General features: G+C 68.5%; 19 protein-coding genes. 6 read left to right on the plus strand and 13 right to left on the minus strand.

The window, feature by feature from the left end; all coding sequences use genetic code 11:
• Positions 1 to 12: 12 nt before the first annotated feature.
• The gene (locus NN4_RS03250) at positions 13 to 993 is read right to left on the minus strand and encodes an alpha/beta fold hydrolase (RefSeq protein ID WP_147128430.1); all 981 of its coding nucleotides are present in this window, start codon (positions 991 to 993) and stop codon (positions 13 to 15) included.
• A gap of 228 nt (positions 994 to 1221) precedes the next feature.
• On the opposite strand from NN4_RS03250, the gene NN4_RS03255 reads away from it, so the two are divergent.
• The gene (locus NN4_RS03255; protein WP_222594960.1) at positions 1222 to 2091 is read left to right on the plus strand and encodes an HpcH/HpaI aldolase/citrate lyase family protein; all 870 of its coding nucleotides are present in this window, start codon (positions 1222 to 1224) and stop codon (positions 2089 to 2091) included.
• A gap of 88 nt (positions 2092 to 2179) precedes the next feature.
• Positions 2180 to 2851 carry a hypothetical protein gene (locus NN4_RS03260; protein WP_147128431.1) on the plus strand — a complete coding sequence of 224 codons (672 nt, stop codon included), beginning with the start codon at positions 2180 to 2182 and terminating at the stop codon, positions 2849 to 2851.
• Here the strand turns inward: NN4_RS03260 and NN4_RS03265 are convergent.
• Genes NN4_RS03265 through NN4_RS03300 form a run of 8 tightly spaced genes read right to left on the minus strand, consistent with a single transcriptional unit; the run spans position 2834 to position 10546 of the window.
• Positions 2834 to 3577, minus strand: coding sequence for a maleate cis-trans isomerase family protein (locus NN4_RS03265; RefSeq protein WP_147128432.1), 744 nt, complete (start codon positions 3575 to 3577; stop codon positions 2834 to 2836). The genes NN4_RS03260 and NN4_RS03265 overlap by 18 nt on opposite strands.
• A gap of 33 nt (positions 3578 to 3610) precedes the next feature.
• A complete protein-coding gene (locus NN4_RS03270; RefSeq protein ID WP_147128433.1) occupies positions 3611 to 4396 on the minus strand; it encodes an SDR family oxidoreductase in 786 nt (261 codons plus the stop codon).
• On the minus strand, positions 4393 to 5310 hold the full coding sequence (locus tag NN4_RS03275; RefSeq protein ID WP_147128434.1) for a hypothetical protein: 918 nt from the start codon (positions 5308 to 5310) through the stop codon (positions 4393 to 4395). Before NN4_RS03275 ends, NN4_RS03270 begins: the two co-directional genes overlap by 4 nt.
• On the minus strand, positions 5307 to 5996 hold the full coding sequence (locus NN4_RS03280; protein WP_147128435.1) for a hypothetical protein: 690 nt from the start codon (positions 5994 to 5996) through the stop codon (positions 5307 to 5309). The genes NN4_RS03275 and NN4_RS03280 overlap by 4 nt, the downstream gene beginning before the upstream one ends.
• Positions 5993 to 7114 (minus strand): aromatic ring-hydroxylating dioxygenase subunit alpha, encoded by a 1122-nt coding sequence (locus NN4_RS03285; protein ID WP_147128436.1) that lies wholly within the window; start codon positions 7112 to 7114, stop codon positions 5993 to 5995. Before NN4_RS03285 ends, NN4_RS03280 begins: the two co-directional genes overlap by 4 nt.
• The gene (locus tag NN4_RS03290; RefSeq protein WP_147128437.1) at positions 7108 to 8073 is read right to left on the minus strand and encodes an alpha/beta hydrolase family protein; all 966 of its coding nucleotides are present in this window, start codon (positions 8071 to 8073) and stop codon (positions 7108 to 7110) included. Before NN4_RS03290 ends, NN4_RS03285 begins: the two co-directional genes overlap by 7 nt.
• On the minus strand, positions 8070 to 8912 hold the full coding sequence (locus tag NN4_RS03295) for an oxidoreductase (protein ID WP_147128438.1): 843 nt from the start codon (positions 8910 to 8912) through the stop codon (positions 8070 to 8072). The genes NN4_RS03290 and NN4_RS03295 overlap by 4 nt, the downstream gene beginning before the upstream one ends.
• A 20-nt stretch (positions 8913 to 8932) precedes the next feature.
• On the minus strand, positions 8933 to 10546 hold the full coding sequence (locus NN4_RS03300) for a carbon-nitrogen hydrolase family protein (protein WP_147128439.1): 1614 nt from the start codon (positions 10544 to 10546) through the stop codon (positions 8933 to 8935).
• Between the two features lie 193 nt (positions 10547 to 10739).
• Between NN4_RS03300 and NN4_RS03305 the strand changes: the two genes are divergently transcribed.
• The 3 genes from NN4_RS03305 to NN4_RS03315 are packed head-to-tail and all read left to right on the plus strand — an operon-like array spanning position 10740 to position 13163.
• Positions 10740 to 11945: a hypothetical protein gene (locus NN4_RS03305; protein ID WP_147128440.1), complete on the plus strand. Its 1206-nt coding sequence runs from the start codon at positions 10740 to 10742 to the stop codon at positions 11943 to 11945.
• Complete coding sequence (locus NN4_RS03310; protein WP_147128441.1) at positions 11942 to 12532, plus strand: GPS-CTERM domain-containing protein; 591 nt, start codon at positions 11942 to 11944, stop codon at positions 12530 to 12532. Before NN4_RS03305 ends, NN4_RS03310 begins: the two co-directional genes overlap by 4 nt.
• Before the next feature lie 19 nt (positions 12533 to 12551).
• Positions 12552 to 13163, plus strand: a complete 612-nt coding sequence (locus NN4_RS03315; RefSeq protein ID WP_147128442.1) for a neocarzinostatin apoprotein domain-containing protein — start codon at positions 12552 to 12554, stop codon at positions 13161 to 13163.
• Positions 13164 to 13361: 198 nt separating this feature from the next.
• Here the strand turns inward: NN4_RS03315 and NN4_RS03320 are convergent, their stop codons facing one another.
• The 4 genes from NN4_RS03320 to NN4_RS03335 are packed head-to-tail and all read right to left on the minus strand — an operon-like array spanning position 13362 to position 18587.
• Entirely contained in the window at positions 13362 to 14792 is a 1431-nt protein-coding gene (locus tag NN4_RS03320) for an aldehyde dehydrogenase family protein (RefSeq protein ID WP_147128443.1), read from the minus strand.
• On the minus strand, positions 14789 to 15931 hold the full coding sequence (locus NN4_RS03325) for an FAD-dependent oxidoreductase (protein ID WP_147128444.1): 1143 nt from the start codon (positions 15929 to 15931) through the stop codon (positions 14789 to 14791). Before NN4_RS03325 ends, NN4_RS03320 begins: the two co-directional genes overlap by 4 nt.
• Complete coding sequence (locus tag NN4_RS03330) at positions 15928 to 17316, minus strand: aldehyde dehydrogenase family protein (RefSeq protein WP_147128445.1); 1389 nt, start codon at positions 17314 to 17316, stop codon at positions 15928 to 15930. The genes NN4_RS03325 and NN4_RS03330 overlap by 4 nt, the downstream gene beginning before the upstream one ends.
• Positions 17313 to 18587 carry an acyl-CoA dehydrogenase family protein gene (locus NN4_RS03335; RefSeq protein WP_240772219.1) on the minus strand — a complete coding sequence of 425 codons (1275 nt, stop codon included), beginning with the start codon at positions 18585 to 18587 and terminating at the stop codon, positions 17313 to 17315. Before NN4_RS03335 ends, NN4_RS03330 begins: the two co-directional genes overlap by 4 nt.
• A gap of 142 nt (positions 18588 to 18729) precedes the next feature.
• On the opposite strand from NN4_RS03335, the gene NN4_RS03340 reads away from it, so the two are divergent.
• Positions 18730 to 19515, plus strand: coding sequence for an IclR family transcriptional regulator (locus NN4_RS03340; RefSeq protein WP_147128446.1), 786 nt, complete (start codon positions 18730 to 18732; stop codon positions 19513 to 19515).
• The last annotated feature ends 2 nt before the right edge of the window (positions 19516 to 19517 follow it).

Below are 19517 nucleotides of genomic sequence, written 5' to 3' on the forward strand. Positions count from 1 at the left end.
CCGGTGCGCCGCTCAGTTGGCGGGCAGGATCGTCGCTGCCGGTGCCGCGGCGACGGCAGGGGCGGCGGTCACCGCTTCTTCGGTGGTCGCGGGGTAGTAGTCGGCCGTTTTGCTGCCTGCGATGAAGTCGTCGGACCAGCCGCGGGCGAGCACTTGCAGGACCGACGTGTTCGCCACGTCCGGGGTGCCGCACAGAAGGTTCCCCATCGAATCCGAGCTGGTGCCCTCGGCGTCGGTGTGCAGACCGTTGCCGAGCCGGATGCCGAGGAACGGGCGGTTCAGATGTTGCTGCACGGCGTCGGTGCCGTTGCCGAGGTTGTTGCACAGCGACGGTTGCGCGGCGATGGTGAGGATCGGCAGATCGGTGGGGTCGAGGTCGGCCAGCGCTCGGTCGGTGTTGTCGCCGAGGAACGATTTCACCGGATCGAGCAGCACCAACCCGCGCAGCCGGTGCCACGTGTCCGGGTAGGCGACGTGCAGACGGTGCGCGACGAACTCGACTGCTTCCGCGCCCGCAGAGTGCCCGACGAAGACGAAGTCGCGTGGCAGTTGCGGGGGCACCCGGCCCGCGTCGGCGGCCGCGGCGGCCAGGCTCCGGAACAGTGCGCCCTCCGGATTCGCCGCGGTGCCGAACAAGTTGGCGACATTGTCGAGGAAGCGGGTGTTGTCGCCGAGATTCTGCAGTGTGCATCCGGCGAGGTCGATGAAGGGGAGTGCGGGGGCGAAGACGAGATAGCCGCCCGCGGCGAAGGTGGTGGCCAACTGCGCGACATTGCTGTGCGTGCGGGCGAAGCCGTGCTGGATCCAGACCATGCCCTTCGGCACGCCCGTCGGCAGATACCAGTCGACGCCTTGATGCAAAGTGGTTGCGGCGCAGGGAATATCGACAACACCGGGCAGCCTGGACAGATCGGCTGCGGTGGCCGGTGCGGTGGGGGCGAGGCAGGTGACGATGGCGGCAGCGGCGGCGAGGGCCGGACCTCGAAAATTCATGGCGACTCCAACGGCGATGCCCAGGGTGTTTCCCTTGATGGAATGGCGTTTCTTAGCCGTTGGTGTTCATTAGCACCTAGATCGGGGTGACTGTCAAGCGGTGGAATGGCTTTGGGTGGACCTGAATCGATGCAGGAAGACGCTAGTGCCGCATCGTTTGTGTTTCCTTGTGAGAAACTATGTTTCGAACTGTTGACCCGATGAGTTGCGGCTGGTTACTGTGATTCGGTGCTCGACTCTGGCCGTGGTCCTGGTGCTCGGCCTACCCGAGCCACGCGGGTGCGTTCCGCGCTGTATGTGCCCGGCAACCGGCCCGAACTATTCGACAAGGCGCTGGCCGGTCCGGCGGACGTGATCCTGCTCGACCTGGAAGACGCTGTGCCGCTGGCCGATAAGGACGCGGCGCGCGCGGCGGTCTCCGCCTGGTTGCGTGACGTCGCCCTTGCCGGGCGACAGATCTGGGTCCGGGTCAATTCCGGAGTTGCCGGGCACGATGATCTGGCGGCAGTAGCACTGCCCGCGGTGTCGGCGGTCTGCCTGGCGAAAACCGAATCGGTGGAACAGGTCCGGGCCGCGGCCGAGGTGCTGGGGGAGTACGAACCGCGGCCGGGCGCGATCCGAATCTGCCCGCTGCTGGAGAGCGCGGCGGCCGTGCTCGACGCCCGTACGATCGCCGCCGGTCCACGGGTGGCGCGACTCCAGCTCGGCGAGGCAGACCTGCGGGCCGAGCTCGGTATCGAACCGAGCGCCGACGACCGCGAACTGCTGGCGGTGCGTACTCAGGTCGTGCTGGCCAGTGCGGCAGCGGGTATCGCGGCGCCGCTGGGACCGGTCAGCACCGACTTCCGGGACCCGCAGCGGTTACGCGAATCCACGCGGGCGTTGGCGCGCCTGGGCTTTCGTGGCCGCGCCTGCATCCATCCGGCGCAGGTCCAGGTGGTCAACGAGATATTCACACCTGCCGAGGACGAGTTGGACCGCGCGCGAGCGCTGGTGGACCGCTTCGACTCCGCGGCGGGTGGGGTCCTACTCGACGAGGCGGGCAGAATGGTGGATCTGGCCGTGATCCGCCAGGCCCGCCGCCTGCTGGAAGGCTGAAGTACATGACATATGCACGTGAAGTCCCATCCGGCGCCTCTAGTGGCTGGATCCGGCCCGACTTCGACACACGACCCGCGGATTCCGTGTGATCGTTTCAGGCCTCTTCCTGCTGCTCGCGGTCGGACATCTCGCCCTCGCAGTGATCGGTGTGTCGCAGATCCGCGCCGGTGCTGCCCGGATGTTCTTGCTGCCCACGGTGTTGTGTACGGCGCTGTGCTACGACAACGCCGTGCTCGCCTCGGGGAGCGTGCTGGGCGAGGGGCGCCCCCTCGAGCTGCTGAGCGTGCCGCGCTTCGTAATGCACGCGATCCTTACCCCTTTGCTTGTGCTCTGGGCGCGCGCCGCGATGGATAGGGCGGACATCCCGGTAGCGCGTCGTCGTGGCGTTCAGGCCACTGCGGTCGCTCTCGCCAGCATGCTCATCGCGATCGGGAGTCTGCACGCACTCCAGCTCGACCTGCGCCCCCGGTGGTGGGCGGGCGCACTGCGTTATACGGACGTCGCCGGCTCTGCTGCGACGGCCCTGCCCGCGATCATCGCAGGCTTGGTCGTACTCGCGGCCGGCATAGCCCTGTGGCGCCGCCATCGATACCGCCTGCTCTTCGCTACGGCAGCGGTCATGACGCTGGTCGCCGGAGCCGCGCCCGTCATCCCGCTGCTCGGCAACGCGGGCGAGCTCGTCCTCTCGGCGGGCCTGCTCGGCACCGCAGGCTGGCTCCGGCGGCGTGACGCGGACCGCTCAATGGTCCCGCAGTAGCGAGCCCGCGCCCTCGATCCGGTCCCGGATACCGTTGTCGCGCAGCGCCATCCACCAGGTCGCGGCATTGATGGCGATTACCGGTTTGCTCAGCCAGCGCTCGGCTTCGTCGGCCAGGCGCACCATGGACAGATTGGTGCCGCACTGGACGAGGGCGTCGATATCGTCGCTGTCCACCTCGAGCAGCGCGGCCCGTAGGTCGCTCTCCGGCACATGGGCGATGGATACCGCGGTGGGGCACCGCAATCCCTTGATCGCGGCCACCTCGAACCCCAGCTCGCCGAAGAACCGGACGACGTTCGCATCACCGATCGGTTGATAGGGCGTCACCACGCCGATCCGCTCGGCGCCGTTCAGCGTCAGCGCACGCCTGCACGCCTCAGCGCCGGTGGCCACCTGCAGCCCGGTCGCCTCCTCGATCTGCCGCACGAACTGCTGGTTGCCTGCCACACCGCCCCAGAACGTCTCGGCCGACATGCCCATCACCATGTAATCCGGCTCGCACGTCAGCACCCGCGCGCAGGTCGCGTCCATCTCGGCGCGGATCTGGTCGAGCAGCCGGCCCATGCCCGCATCGTCACCCATGTTCTGGTCCCGGATATGGATGCGACCGAAATGCGCGGTCACCCCGGGCACCCCCATGCGCGCGAAATCCGGCTCCACCACGGTATTCGTCGACGGGGCGAGCACGCCGAACTTGCGCCGCCAGCCCAGAACGTCAGGCATAGAACATCTTCCAATCGCTACGATTCTTCGTGCTCATTCGGCGAACAGATCGCGCCGCCGGAACGGAGCGGCGGCGAAGCGGCCGAGCACCTTCGTTGTGGTGAGCCAGCGGACATGCGCGCCGTTGCGCGGGTGCGCGACAGCGCGTTCGGCCAGCCACGGCGCGACGGTCTCGACCCGGTCGGCGAGAATATTGAAAATCCTGCGCGCCTTGGCCAATTCGTCGGGATCGGCGTAGCCCTGCGTCAGCAGGTCGGTGACGACCATGCCGGGGCTCAGCAGACCGACGGAGACACCGGTGGGCACCTCCTTGGCGAGTGCTTCGGTCAGATAGGTGAGTGCTCGCTTGCTCGCACCGTACACCGACAGTCCCGGTACCGAGCGGCCGTCGCTGCCGAGACCTTCCATATTCCATACGTACCCGCCGCCCGCGTCCGCCATGCCCGCGATCGCGACGGCGGAGCCGTTGAGCGCGCCGATCAGGTTGGTGTCGAACACTTTCCGGACATCCTCGGCGGGCAGCTCCCACATCGGCGTTCGGGTATGCGTGATACCCGCGTTGTTGATCCAGACATCGATCCGGCCGAAGCGGGCGACCGCCGCATCCCAGAGCGCTTGCAGCTGAGCGCGATCGGTGACGTCGGCGGCCAGCAGCAGTGCGGCGTCGGAGAGTTCGGCTCGCAGCTTGTCGATCCGCGCGGTATCGGTGCCGCACAGCGCGACGCGATGCCCCCGGTCGAGCAACGCTCTGGCCAGGCCGAGCCCGAGGCCACGGGTGCCGCCGGTGACCACGACGGTTTTGCTCGCGGGCGCGTTCATGAGCGCACCAGCACGCCGTGCAGCACAGCGCTGAGGCTGTTGTGTTCGAACAGTTCGTAGACCACGGCGAGCTCGGTGCCCGCGCCCATTCCCGGTTCGGCGTCCATCATGAATTCGCGTCCGTTGAGTCTGCCGCCGTCGGACAGGTGCAGCGCCGGATAGTTGGCACGGCCGTAGGCCGTCGCGTTGCCCCAGGCGCCGGGCCCCTCGTGGAACGAGCGGACGCCGTCGCGGCGCACCGTCGCCTCGAAGGTGCGGTCGAGCGCGCCGCTCCAGGTGACGCGGTGCTCGGCGGTGAGCAAGCTCAGTGGCGTCACCTCGAGGACGATCCGCACCGTGCCGCGGTGCTGCTGGTCGGCGCCCCACAGCTCGCAGTCACCGGCATAGCGGCAGTCGTCTTTGGTGGGCAGCACGAAAGGGGTCGCCCCAGAACGCGTCTCGTGCTCGATGAGGTCGTCCCGCAGTGCGGGGTCGCGGGTGTAGACGCCATTGAACACGCCGATCATCGCCGGCCCCTGGTACAGCACCGAGGAGTACACCTGCGTATCACCGAGGGTCTGGTTCCAGGTGTTCAAACCCACCTGCCAGCCGGGTCCGTAGTAGTGCGCGTCGACGAAGCCGCCGTACGGCCTACCCGCACCGTAGAAGTCGGGGCCGGTGTAGAGCCGATCGTTGTCGGAGTCGACCACCCCGAAGGCGAACGGCGCGCCGAGGGCGAACCGCCCCGCGAGCTCGCCACCGCCGGTGAGCCCGCCGTCCATGTAATAAGTCGTTGTCCCGTCGGCGAAGACCGACGATCGGCGGATGTCCTCGAAACCACGCCATACCCCGTCGGCGGCGAACAGCGATGGCCTGCCGACCCATTCGCCGGCGATGCGCTGCTGCCACTGGCTCGGCGCTGCGGCGGCGGTCATCCGAGCAACTCCGCCCGCACCCGCTCGGCCTGCTCGTCGCCGAGCAATCCGGCCACCTGCGCCCACACCAGGTCCACCTCGGGGCTGAACAGGTTCGCGCGGTTGGCGCGGTCCCGAGCTGCGGTATCGCCGGTGACCGCCGGAACTCCCTTGTCCACCAGGGTGAGCCAGTGCTGGAGATAGCCCACGACGGTGGCATCCAATGCCTGGAAGGCGGATTCGGTGGCTCGGCACACGACCATCCACGGCGACATCATCGCCCGCTGCCGCGGTCCGATCGCCGCCGCCGATACCCCGTCTAGCTGCCATGCCGCCTCCAACAGCGGGGTGAGCGGCAGGTATGCGGCGTCGAGGTAGGCGAGATGCACCGCGAGGTCGGCACGGGGGATGAGATCGAGGTGCATGGCGTGATAGTGAGTGGACCGCACCGAGTCCAGGGTGAAGTGCGGGATCGCCGAATCCGCCGGGGTGAACGCGAAGATCATATGGCTGTCCAAGCCAATGGCCGGGACAACCAGATCGACGGTGACGACCTTGTCGATCGGGCCACCGCGCAATACGCGCAACCTGCCGACCGGGTCGGGTGACATGGAACTGGTCAGCGCGATGTCGTCGGCGGTGGTGAGATCGAGGGCGGTGCTCAGCGTCCGCAGCGTGCGTTCGCTGAGCTCGGTGGGCAGGCTCATCGCGGTGTTCCTCCGTTGCGGGCCTTGTGCACCCAGGCCTGTTCGAGTTCGGGATTGTCCCGCCGGGCTGGCGAGGCGATGACGGTGGCGGTGCGGCGTGGCCCGTCCCCGGTGATGATGTCGTCGCCGCCGACCCACCAGCCGTCCTTGATCAGCTGGGATCGCCTGCGCCGGTAGGCGACCTGCAGTGCGTCACTGCGCACGTGCAATTCGTCGGACAGGTCGAACGGCAGCAGCTCGGGGTGTTGTGACTCGACGATCGGTTTGTCCTGCAGCAGAATGTCTTTGATTCTTCGGCGGGCGTCCGCGTCGGCCCAGCGGCCGGTGAAGAAGTTCCGATAGCCGAGGATCTTGATCAGGGTGCGGTCCTGCGACAGCGGGATATTGAAGTCGTAGAGCAGCAGATCCCCGATGGGCAGCCGGATGTGCAGCTTCACCACGTTGGGCAGGTACCAGCCATTGGTGACGGTGACGAACTCCGGGCGCGGCTTGTTCCTGGACAGCAGGCCCCACAGTCCGCTCGGCGGCGGGGGACTGAGTTGGATGTCGGCCTCGGCGGACCAGTCGTCTTTGCGGACAGTGAAATTCGGGATCTCCGGCTTGTCCGGATTACCGAACCTGGTGCCGTGCACGAACGGCGTGTGCGAGGCGTCCACGACGTTCTCGAAGGTGCGTTCGTAATTCGCCTCGACCTCCATCTCGAACTGCACCATCCGGAAGGCCGGATCGTCGTGCACCGGGATGTCCGGGATCGGCGGGCGCTGGTGCTCGGGCAGGTCGCCGAGGAAGGCCCAGACCATGCCGTAGCGTTCCTGCGTGGGGTAGGCGTCGACCCTGGCCTTCTTCGGAATGGCCCGATCCGCCGAATTCGCCGGTATGCGCACGCAGGCGCCCTCGGCGTCGTACTGCCAGCCGTGGTACGGACAGGCAATACAGTCGCCGGTGAGCGTGCCCATCGACAGCGCGCCGCCACGGTGCACACACAGATCCGACAGGCATACCGCCGTGCCCGCGGTGGTGCGATACAGCACGAAGTCCTGACCGAGGCAGGTCACCTTTTTCGGTGTGCGGCCGACCTGGTCGGCGAATTCCAGGGCGTACCAGAAGTTTTTCAACATTGTTCGTGCTCCGCTAGATGGGGCCGCAGCACCTGCGCCGCGACGTAGTCGGCGAGTTCGCTTCGGGCCGTTGCCGAATCGTGCAGGTGTGCGTGCAGGAAGGCGGACGTGAGCCGGGCGAACGGCGCCAGCGCGTCCACGTCGCCCGGTCCGTCGAGGAAGGCCCGTGCCGCGGTCGGATCGGCGTCGGCGATCCCGAAGTGGTTGGCCTCCGGGATGACCGCGAGCAGATGGTCACCCGGCGGCAATGCTTCGTCGAATGTCCGGGCCACCGGGTCGGGCCGGTCGGCGCCGTCCTCGCCGTACCGGTCGGCGCTGCCGTTGATGACACCGTCGTTGGTGCCGACGCCGAGCAACACGGGGCAATTGACCTGTGCGGGCAGCACGGTGCCTGCGGGCCAGCCCAGCATGGTCGCCACCATCGTGTGCGCGCCCCACGCGAAAACCGCTCCGACCGAGGGGAAGAAGCGCGCCGACTGGAGTACGACGGTCCCGCCCGCGGAATGTCCGCCGAGTGCGATGCAGTCCAGATCCAGTGCCCCGCGCAAGGGGCCGTCGCCGTTCAACTCGGTGAGCGCGTCGAGGACCGCGCCGATGGTCGGACAGGTCGGGCGGGTGCCGTAGGCGTCGGGCCGGGCCGCGTCGAGGTCGACGCCGACCGTCAATCCGCGTAGCCCGCCGAACAATTCGGCGACCCGATCGAAAGTCACCACCACGAAACCGGTTTCGGCGACGGCGGTGGCGAAGCGGCGATAGGAATCCTGACCGACATTGACCCCGGACAGGAAGACCACCACCGGATACGGTGCGGCTGCCGGATCGGGCTCGAAGACGCCGGTCAACCGCTCGTGGTCGGAGCCGGTGGCGATCGCGGGGTAGTAGACCTTCAAATGCGCGGTATCGAAAGGCGCTTCACCCGCCGTGCGCGCCGACCACCAGAGCGAACGGACGATGCTCATGACCGCGCCTCGCGGATACTTGACGCTGCTTCGGCGACCGGCCGCGGCAGCACGCGGTCGCCACCCCAGAGGCCACGCACCAGACGCTGGGTGAGTTCGGCCCCGAACATGCGCTCGCCCATCACATTCGCGGGATCGCGTTCGGCGATATTGCGGCGGACCGCGAGGTCACGTGCCGCCAATGCCGCCTGCTCGTCGGCGGGCACCGGCGCGGCGGCGTCGACCCAGCCGAGCCACTGCTCGACCCGCGCGCCGAGCAGCGCGGCGACGGTCTCCCGATTGGCTCGATGCGGCGGGAAGGAGTAGCAGTACGCGGTGGGCGACAGGCTGCCACGAATGAACCCCGTGCGGCTGGTGAACCAGGTGAAGTCGGGATGCTCTTCCTTGAACGCCAACCACGGTGCGTCGTTCTCGGCGTAGTAGCTGTCGAAGTAGTCACCGTCGCCGACCAGATCGCCACGCGGCACCGCGTCGACATAGAACCAGCCCTCCGGCCACAGCAGCAACGCGATGCCCAGGTGCGGGACCCTGACCTGCGGACCGAGCCACACGGTGAGGTGCAGGTTGACGAAACCTGTTGCGGGGTCGCCGATCCAGGAATGCACCAACCAGTCGATCTCCGGCCCGGTGTAGGCGGCCAGGCTGCCGGACGGGCCGGTGGCCGGGTCGCCGTAGCTGTCCAGATCGTCGGTCGACGGATCTCTGGTGAGGTCGAACCGTTCGGCGATCCGAGACTTCAGCCCGCTCAACAGGTCTCGCCATTCCTGAAAGGTCTCGGTGACGTCCGTCCTGGCCGTCTCGTCGACCAACTGCTCGACATGTCGGACTGTTTCACTCATCGTCGCTCCGGGTTCTGTCGTCACTGTGCTTCTGTCGTCATGGCGTCGAGCGGGTGCCGCGGACGCCCGTCCACCAGGTCGGTGCCCCGGGATACGGCGCGGTTCACGGCCTGCCCGGGCCGCACGGTCGCGCGCACGCTCGGCGCACCGGGCGGGGCTTCGGTCACGATGGGGTGGCTGATCACGCCGGTGAACGGCCCGCTCCACGCGGTCCACAAGGTGAAATCGGGGCTCAGCGCGTAGATCGCGCCGACGAGTCCGCCGCGCTCGTCGCTGCCCGCGGCGACAATGTTCATCCTGTTCTCCGCGGCGCGCTCGGCCAGGCCGAGGGGCAATTCCCATGGCTCGGTGGGTGAGTACGGCACCGCGACGACGTCCACGTCCTGAATAGCGGCCAGCCGGAAGCTCTCCGGGAACAGCGCGTCGTCACCCACCACGAGTGCCATTCGGCCCCAAGGCAACTGGAAAACCGCCAGCGCACTGCCCTGCCGGGTCAACCACGGATGACGGTTGGTCGGGTGCAGCTGCGGCTGGCAGCCGACCACTCCGTCGGCGTCGACCAGCACGCCGTGATGCGCGCCGCCGGTCCGTACGCTGAGCACCGCGTGTGCGGTCGTACCGTGCAGTGCCCGCACGACTTCCGGGACCGGCATCGCCGCGAGTTCGGGGAGCACGATGAGGGCTACGCCGTCGGCCGCTAGTTCGGTGATCAGCTCGGTGTCGGCGATCGCGAGCGCGGCCGACAGCGTCGGCGACCCGGCCGGTGCACGCCGACCGAGCGGTGCGCTGGTCAGCGGGGCGTAGAGCTCGGGCCTGCGCGCGGCGAGGATATCGGTGCCGTCGGGCCTGCGTTTGTCGTCGGCCAGCGGCACGTCGATATCGGCGACCACGATCGCCTCGCCGGTGACCGGCGCCATCGCGACCGGCCTGCCGTCCGGGCCGACGATCTGGCTTTCGCCCGCGCCGTGCAGGCGATCCGGCGGCACGCCGAGCCGGGCGGCGATCTGCGGCAGTTGCTCGGCGGGCAACAGGGGCCCGACCTTGTTCGCGGCCACCACCCACACCTTGTTCTCGGCGGCGCGCACCGGTATGTGCAGGCTCGCCTCGTCGATGGCGAACGAGTTGAGACTGTTGAGCAACAGCTGCGCACCGCGCAGTGCGAGCGACCGGGCGACCTCGTTGATGACGCCTTCCATGCAGGCGTACATGCCGATGCGGCCCAAAGGCGTAGTTAGCACCGGTGATTCGACCGTGCCCGCGTCGAGATAGTCGTTCTCGGCGCCCATCAGGATCTGCTTGTCGGACTCGCCGAGCAGCGCACCGTCCGGCCCGAACAGCAGGCCGGTGCCGGTGGTGCGGCCGTCGGCCCGCGCCAGCGTGACGCCGATCTTCACGTAGCAGTGGTGCCGCCGCGCCCGCTCGGCGACGGCGGTGAGGAAGGTGTCGCCGAGCGTGCAGGCCATTCGGCGCGCATGCGCCCGATCGTCGTACCAAGATAGATGGTTACAGAATTCCGGCAGCACAACGAGTTCCGCCGCCGCTTCGGCGGCCTGGTCGATCATCCGGAGGCAGGCGTCGAGGTTGACCGCGACGTCGGTTCCCGCAGCGAGTTGTGCGGCCGCGACTCGGGTCATGGACTCGGACCCTTTCGTTCGTAGCGTTTCGTAGGACGAAACGCAGTTTCCATCTCGTTCCGATTCTGTACCCCGGCAAAGGATCTGTCCAGGGGTGGCGGGACATTCGCCTTGACACTGTCCGACGTCGCGGGCACGATATGGCAATCGTGAAACTGCGTTTCCCTCAGTGGAACGCGAGTGGAGGTTACGGATGACGAGGCATCGCCCATCCCTAGGTGATGCGGACAGCGGGCGCCCGTCACGGACTCCGATCGGCTACGCCGATCACCCTCGATACAGCGTGCGCCGGACCGGGAGTGTCGGTGCGGCAGTGCTTTGCGCGGTCGCGGCAGGGCCGGTGTCGGGTGGTCAGTTGGTACTGCTCGCCAAGCCCTTCGGTGGTGTGCTCGGGGTGCCCGGGGCGGTGGTCGGTTATCTGATGCTCACCGCCGGGGTGCTCGGTCTCTTTGCCGCGGCGCTGTGTCTGTGGCGATTGCGGCTGTCGCTTGGAATGGCAAGTGCGAGTGGGAGTCTCGCCGGTGTCGCGGTAGTCGTAGCGGGTGTCGTCGACACCGTCGCGGTGTTCACGATCGCGGCGCTCGTCGCGGGTGCGGCGACGGGCCCGCTGCTGCTCGCCGGTCGTGCCCTCGCGGCCGAGTTCGGACGTGGAAACTTCGTCTTCCTCCATGCGGCGGGTGCGGGGGGAGTAGCCGTCGCCGCATGGCTGAGTGGTTACTACTACGAGGAGCCCGGTACAGGCCTGCTCATCGCGGGCGCGTTGACCACCACCCTCGGCGTGGCCGTCGGACTGGTCGGGCTTCGTGGCGCAGGCGGGCTGCCTGCGGTCCGGGTCGGTAAGAACTCGGTACCTCCTCGTTCTGTCTTATTCGGTTATGTCGCAATAGGACTCGCGGTCGGGGGTACGGTGCTGCCCGCGCTGCATTTACTGCTATTCCGGTGGAACGAATTCGGTGCTGAGCAATTCATCTGGCTCGCATTCGCGGCCGCACCCGCGGCGGCCATCGTCGCGTTGCCGGGCCGTCGACCCGCCGCCGTTCCCGTGCTGTTGATTCTGGCGGCGGGCGGGGCGCTGCTCGTGGTGACCGCGCCGGGGCCGGTGCCATTGACGATCGGGCTGGCGGTGACGTTGGCAGCCGCCGCCCGCGCGATGACCGCGCTCGACGAGCAGGTCTGGGAGATCACGCCACCCGCCATCGGCGTTTGCGCACTTGTCGTGGCGACGGCGGGATTGGCGGGACTGGGTCTGGTCGACCTGCTGGGCCGGCTCGTCGGTACGGGGTCGGCGCTGACCGTCCTCGGTATGTGCGTACTCATTGCGGCGTGGCTGTCCGGCCGACCTGACCGACGCCTGCTCCCCGGCACGCGCGGATCGTCCAGTGAAAGAGGTGCGCCATGAGGAGTTTCGGTACGACGGCTCGGGTAGCGGTGACGCTGGCGCTCAGTGGCTTCCTACTCGGCTCTCCGGCGACGGCGTTCGCGGACGAACCCGCGGCGATTCAGGTCGACGCCACGTCCGAGCTGACGGAAGGCCAGCGAATCACACTGAGCGGCAGTGGCTTTCGTGCTGGACTTGCCGCCGTCGCAGTAGGCATGTGCAAAGCGGGCTTCAGCAACGGACTGAAGGACTGCGACTTGTCCGGCGGCGCGACGTTCGTCAATATCGGCGCGGACGGCACCTTCGGCCCGCTGACCCTGACCGCGCACCCCCGATTCCACGAGATCGACTGCACCCAGCAGCAGTGTGTGCTCGCGGCCGCGCCCCTGCCCGGCACCGAACCGCCTGCCGTCATAGCGGCGAATTCCGCTGCGGTGCCGGTAACTTTCGCGGGCGCGCGGCCACCGACCGCCACGGCACCCGTCCCCGCCGCGGCCGCGCGCTCGGACACCGACATCGAAGGTCCGTCCACCCCGCTGTGGGCGGCCACCGCCGGCCTGCTCGTGCTCGTCGCCGGTTTCGCCCTCGCCGATCGACGGCGACTGTGAAATCCATCAGGAGGAAAATGTGAAGCTCATCGGTACCCGGCCCGGGACACAGGGGATATGCGGCAGGCCACGTCTCGTGGCGCTGGCCGCGCTCACCACGGCCGGGCTTCTCGTCGGCATGCCGACCGCACTGGCCGCCCCGGCTCTCCAGGTGAGCCAATCCACGGGACTCGCCGTGGGGCAGACGATCACGGTGACCCTGGACGGACTGCCCGCGAATACGGCGGCGGTCGCCGTCGGCCAATGCAAACCGCGGATCGCGGGTCCGGGTGACTGCAATCTGACCGGTTCGATGATGGGTGCCGCTGATGGGCAGGGCAGTTGGCAACCCACCGGGGATAAACGGGCCATCACGCTCGTCGGTGCGATCGGTGGCACCGACTGCACCGCGGCACCGGGTGCCTGCACGATCAGTGTCACCAGCCTGACCAACGCGACGGAGATCATCGCCTCGGTGCCGTTGACCTTCGGACCGCCCGCAGAGGCTCCGAAACCCACTGCTGCCGCCAGTGATTCAGCCGAGAGCGACGACTCCGACAGCAACACTCCCGTCATGGCGGGCATCGGTATCGCCGCGGCGGTGCTCATCGCGGCCGCCGTGGTGCTAGTGGCCCGCCGTCGTCGCAACTGATCGCACGGATGGTCCGGGGCGTACACAAGTCGTCCCGGATCATCGGTCGCGATCCGGGACCGGTGGCGTGTGCTTGCCTGCGGGCGCATGCGCGGTGCACAGTGGCGGCGGGGATCTGCCAGTCTGCCGCGAAAGCTGTTATCCGACAGCGCTCGGAGGATGCGCCGGGAAGGCACCCGCCGGTTACCGTGAAAACTCTTATCGGTGCGGCTCCGCGGACGCGCTCGGGTAAGCACCGGCGGGTAGACCGGCACCGCCCGCGCGGAAGGCGCCGGGTGCGTGCGTGACGGTCGGCTGGACGTACTCGCCCAGACCTTCCTGCGCGTACTCCCGGCCGAAGCCACTGTTCTTGGTCCCGCCGAACGGGGCACGCAGCGACATGCCGGTGCGGTTGTGCGTATTGATGAAGGTGAAGCCCGCTTCGATGCGGGCGGCGACGGCGAAGGCGCGGTCCTCGTCGGCCGACCAGACCGATGCGGCCAGACCGAGCTCGGAATCGTTGGCGCGCGCGAGGACCTCGGCCTCGTCGCGGTAGGTGAGGATCGGCACTGCCGGGCCGAACTGCTCCGTGCGGACCAGATCCGCGTCGTCGGGCACTCGGAGCGCGAGTACCGGATCGAGGAAATATCCCTCGCCGGTCGGCGCGCAGGCGAGCGGGACGATCAGCGCACCGAGGTCCCTGGCGTCGGTGACCAGCCCGCGCACCCGTTCGGCGGCTGCCCGGGTCGCTACCGGACCCATGGTGACGGTTTCGTCGAGCGGATCGCCGACGAGCAGGATGCGTTGTGCGGCAGCGATATACGACTCGACGAATTCGGCGAGCCGAGTCTCGGGCACGTACAGCCGCTTCGCGGCCATGCACACCTGTCCGGCCGTGGCGAACGAGGCGAGCACTAGGCGCTCGAAATCCGCTGGGGTCAAGGCGAAGTCGTCCAAGAGTATGGCCGGATCATTGCCGCCGAGCTCCAGTAGCACCGGCTTGATCGCCTCGCCCGCCGCCGCCGCGATCGCGCGTCCGGCCTGCGCACCGCCGGTGAAGGCGACCTTGCGCACCAGCGGATGGGCGATCAGCGCGTGCACCGTAGCCGGGCCGCCGTGGACCACCGTGGTGGCGGGCAGCAATTCGGCGGCGGCGGTAATGGCGAGCGGTGCCAGCGGCGAGGGTTTGAGCACCACCGCATTACCCGCGGCGAGGGCGGGACCGAGCTTGAGCATCGACAGAATGATCGGCGCGTTCCACGGCGTGATCGCGGCGACCACGCCGAAAGCCCGCGGCGACACGGTGACTCGACCTTGCGCGTCATCGGTGGTCCGGGCACTGAGCACTTCCGCCGCGTGCGCGCGCACCCAGCGCAAATAGGTGGCGGCGAAACCGATCTCACCGCGGCAATCGCCGACGGGTTTACCGGTCTCGCGCGCCAGCAAGGTCGCCAGCTCGGTAGTGCGGGCATCGAGGGCGTCGGCGGCACGGCCGAGCGCGGCCAGGCGAGCTTCCAGCGGTTGCTGCGACCATTCGCGAAACGCCGAGTGGGCGTTGCGCACAACAGCATCGACCGCATCGGGTTGCGTCGCGGTCACCGCTCCGACGATCTCCCGCGGCCGCGCCGGGTTCTCGCGTTCGATCCTCACGGCCGGATCTCCAGCGAGTCGAGCAGACAGGCCCTACGCAGATAGGTGCGGGCAGCGACCGGGTCGGCGGCCAGTTCACGTAACTGCTCGCGGTGGCTTCCATCGCGGCCGCGGAGCCGGTTCCAGTTGTCGTGGCTGGTGCGTTGCACGTGGTCCACGGCGACGCGATGACGGTGCGCCGCAACCTCGTCCAGCCGCGCGTCGGGCCCACCTTCGATGACATCGGCCAGCGCGGACGCGAGTTGAACGGCATCATGGATGCCGCTGTTCATGCCCAGCCCGCCGAGCGGATTGTTGACGTGGGCGGCGTCGCCGATCAACAGCACCCGGCCGTGCCGGAACCGGTCGGCGACCCGCTGATGTACCCGATACAGCGTGGCGTGCGCGATCCGCCACGGCCTGCCGAGGTCGGCGACGGCCGCCAAACGGTCGGGCAGCCTGTGCAATTCGTCCTCGTCGTGGCTGTCGGCGGGTGTCGGCAGCAGTACTCGCCAATGCTCCGGTGTGCGCAGCAGCACCAGCCATTCGTCGGGATCGAAGACGTAGTTGATCGGTGCGATACCGGGCAGCACGCCGGTCAGATCTTCCTCGACCGACGCGACCAGGAAGCGTTCCGGATAGGTGCTGCCACCGAATGCGACACCGAGACCGTGTCGGACGGCGGAGTGCGCACCGTCGGCACCGATCACCCAGTTCGCGCGTACCGGACCTTTGGCTGTCCGCAGCACCACGGCATCGTCGGTGCTCAGTAAGCCGTCGACGCGGTACCCGAACCGTACGTCGCCACCGAGGGCATCGAGCAGCAGCGGAGTGAGTTTGCTCTGCTCGCATTGCACCCGGAACGGGAACGGGGTGTCCTCGGCCAGCACGGCGAGATCCAGGGTGGCGATCTCGCCGCCGCCACGCTCGCGGTACTGGAAGGTGGAGGCGACGATGCCCTGGTGCAGTAGTGGATCCAGGACGCCGAGGTCGCGCAGCATCTCCAAGGTCGGCGGGTGAAAGGTGGACGCGCGCGACTCGGTGGCCAGCTCCGCGCCCTGCTCCAGCACGGTCACCGCGATTCCGCGGCGCGCCAGTGTCAGTGCGGCGGTGAGCCCGACCGGCCCGGCACCGACCACGACGACCGTCGGCGTGCTCATGACGTGTGCAGGGCGAAGCGCCCTTCGACGCCGACGACGCGCGCCCCGGTGAAGAAGCGCAGCGTCTCCGCCGTGCCCTCCTCGCCGAGGCCGGACAGTCCCCACGCGGGCCGCGGCGTCATCAGGTGCAGGCTCATGATCGAGGAACCGTTCACCTTCACCTCGCCCGCGCGGATCTGCCGGGCGACGCCGAGCGCCTGTTGCTCGTCGGCGCCGCAGACGTAGCCCTCCAGGCCATAGGGCACGGCGTTGGCCAGCGTTACCGCCTCCTCGGTCCGGCGGTAGGTGGTGACACCGGCCACCGGGCCGAACACCTCGTCGCGCACATCGCCGTCGAGCAGCGTTGGGGCGAAGTAGTTTCCGTCCGCAGGCATGACACCGAAGCTCCGCGAGCCGTGCGGGTCGAGCGAAGACCGCAGCTGCTGAACGTGTTTCGAGTGCACCAGGGGGCCGAACTCGGTCAGCGGATCCATCGGCGGCCCGACCCGCAATGCTGCGAGTCGTTTGCCGATGCCGTCGAGTAGCTCGTCCGCCCGGTCCGCCGGGAGAATCAATCTGCCCAGCGCCCGGCACCATTGGCCGTTCAACGTGGTCAGCAGTTCGGCGGCCATCCGGGTCGCGGCATCGGGATCGGCGTCGGGTAGCACCACGAGCGGATTGTTGCCGCCCAGCTCGAGCTGGCACGGGCGGAACATCGCGGCCGACGCCGTGGCGACCGAACGACCGCCGGCCGGCCCGCCGGTGAACGAGACGGCCTTGATCCGGGACGCGGCGACCAGTTGCGCACCGACTTTCGCACCACCCTGCACGAGCTGGAACATGCCCGCGGGCACGTGCTCGGCGATCACCTCGGCCAGCACCACCGAGCTGTAGGGCGCGAGTTCGCTGACTTTCAGGATCACCGGACAGCCCGCGGCGAGCGCGTTGGCCACCTTGTGCGCGGCCATGGGAGCCGGCGCGTTCCACGGGACCAGGCACAGCGCCGGTCCCAGCGGCAGCCGGAGCACCTCGACGCCGTCCTGCTCCCGGCGCAACGCACCGGACCGGATCTGCTCGGCCGCGAGCCGGAACGAGCCCGATACGATCGGGCCGAGCAGGGTCGTCTGGGCGATCGGGACACCGGTCGCGCGGGCATCCAGTTCCGCGATCCAGGGCAGCCGTGCTTCGAGATCGGCGGCGATCGCGTCCAGCACGGCGGGTTCGATTCGGCCGGAGGCGGTTTCGGCGATCGCGAGCGCCCGCTCGACCCGGTCGGTGGCGGTGGCGACGGCCCTGGCCACCGGCGCTCCGGTGGCCGGATCCTCCAGCGCGATACCGAGATCCAGCGAGGGCGTGCCCCATTCGCCGTCGATCAGGTCGGCGACCGCGGGTAGTTCGGTGCTCACCGGCCCGCCTCGGCCGGTGCGGTGGCGAACAACTCGTTCGCCTTGGCGTCGGTGACGATCCGGGCCACCTCGAGCATGCCGCGCTCGGCCGGGAAGGTCATCACCAGGCCCATCGCCAGATCGCGCAGGGCACGCCCCGCCACCCCGCTCATCGCGGCGGCCGAGGTACCGCCCGCCTTGAAAGCGCCGAGTGCCACCTGGAAACAGGCCTCGGTCACCGCGCCCTTGCCGAGGCGCCACTGGGTGAACACCTCCTGCTTCGGTTTGAACGGCGGCTCGGCGGTCTCCACCGCGAGTTGATAACGCAACCAGAGGTACGCGGTCTGCAACTGCCTGGTCATCTCGCCGATGAGCACCTGATGCACCGGGGAGGACGCGATCGGATCGCCGGTGTCGGCGAAGGTCTTCGTGGTCGCGGTGGCCAGCATCTCGTCGTAGACGTTCTGCGCGCAGCCGGTGTAGACGGCCGCGATGGCGAGTTGGTTGCCGACGAAACTGCCTCTGCTCATGCTGAGCATCTTCGTGAACGCGCCGGGCACGGCCAAGGCCTCGTCCTGCGGAATGAACACCTCGTCGAGCCGGATGCCGTTGTTGGCGGTCGCGCGCATGCCGAGGCCGTCCCAGGGAGCGCGCACGTGCACGCCGGGTGCGTCGCGGGGGACGAAGAAGGTCGCCAGTCCCTCGGCGGTGTCGTAGCCCTCGATTTTGGCCGAGGTCAGGTAGTAGTCGGCCACGCCGGTCGCGCAGCCGAACGACTTCTCGCCCTGCAGGATCCAGCCGCCGTCGACCTTGCGGGCGGTGGTGGCGATGGTGATGTTCGCGGCGGCGGTCTTGATCGCCTCGGAGGCGAAATTCGCCAGCCAGCAGCCGTCGGCCATCCGGGTGAGCAGCTTTTCGGCGAAGGCCCGCACCACGGGAATCTCGTCGTCGGCGAACAGTCCGGCATCGATCGCCTCCAGCGGCAGCAGGCCGCGCGAGGCGCTGGTGTTGTGGAAGAAGTAGGCGAGCGCGGTGGACGGGCACGCGGTGCCCATGGCGAAGGTGGCCGCGGCCAGATCGCGCAGCGTGCCGCCGAGTCCGCCGAACTTCTCCGGCACCACCAGCCCGAGCAATCCGGCGTCGCGGAGCAGGTCGACGTGGGTGGGTGGGAAGGCGCCGAGCCGGTCGGCTTCCTCGGCGGCGGCACGCAGCGCGGGCAACACGGCGTCGACCCGTTGTGCGCGTTCGCGTTCGGCGTCGGTCATATCTTCGACGAGTCGTGCACCGATCATCGGACCATCCTCTAGCGGTCTGTATTGCTGTTTCGGTAGTCGAAACATTGTTACGCACACGGTAACGCCGTGCCTCGGCGGCACGCAAGCCATGATGGGGATGGTGTTTCCCATCGGGAAATCCACCGCCTACACTCGAGGCGTGTCCGAAACCGAATCCGACAACCAGAGCCGGTCGATCGCGGCGGTCGAACGCGCCATGGATGTGCTGTTGCTGTTCGGCCGCAGCGGCAGGTCCGACCTCGGCGTCACCGAGATCGCCACCGAGCTCGGCATCACCAAGGCCGCGGTGCACCGCATCCTCACCGCCCTGCGCAACCGCGACCTCATCGCACTCGAACCCACCACGCGCCGTTACGCGCTCGGCCACGCCGCCATCGCGCTCGGCCGGGCCTACCTGGCGCGCACCGATCTTCGGGTGATGGCCGCGCCGGAACTGCGCAGGCTGGCGTCGGTGACCGGGGAGACCGCGACGCTGTCGATCCGGCGCGGCGACACCCGGATGTACGTGGATCAGGTTGTGCCGGACCAGGAATTGCGGATGGAGGTCGCGCTCGGGGTGCCGTACCCGCTCTACGCGGGCAGCTCCTCCAAGGTGATCCTGGCGATGCTGCGCAAGGAGGAGATCGACGAGTACCTGAGCAGGCACGAGCTCACCGCCTTCACCGACGCGACGATCACCTCCGTCCGCAAACTGCGCACCGAACTGAACGCCACGAAGAAGCGCGGCTACGCGATCTCGATGGGGGAGCGCCAGATCGGGGCCGCGTCCCTCGCCGCGCCGATCCTCGACCACGACGGTGGCGTGGTGGCCGCGATCAGCGTGTGCGGGCCGCTCTCGCGGTTCCAGCCACGGATGGACGAGTACGTGCCGATGCTGCTGAAGGCGGCCGGCGCGGTCTCCGCTCAGCTCGGCTACACCCCGTAACC

The organism is Nocardia ninae NBRC 108245, assembly GCF_007990755.1.
Lineage (GTDB): Bacteria > Actinomycetota > Actinomycetes > Mycobacteriales > Mycobacteriaceae > Nocardia > Nocardia ninae.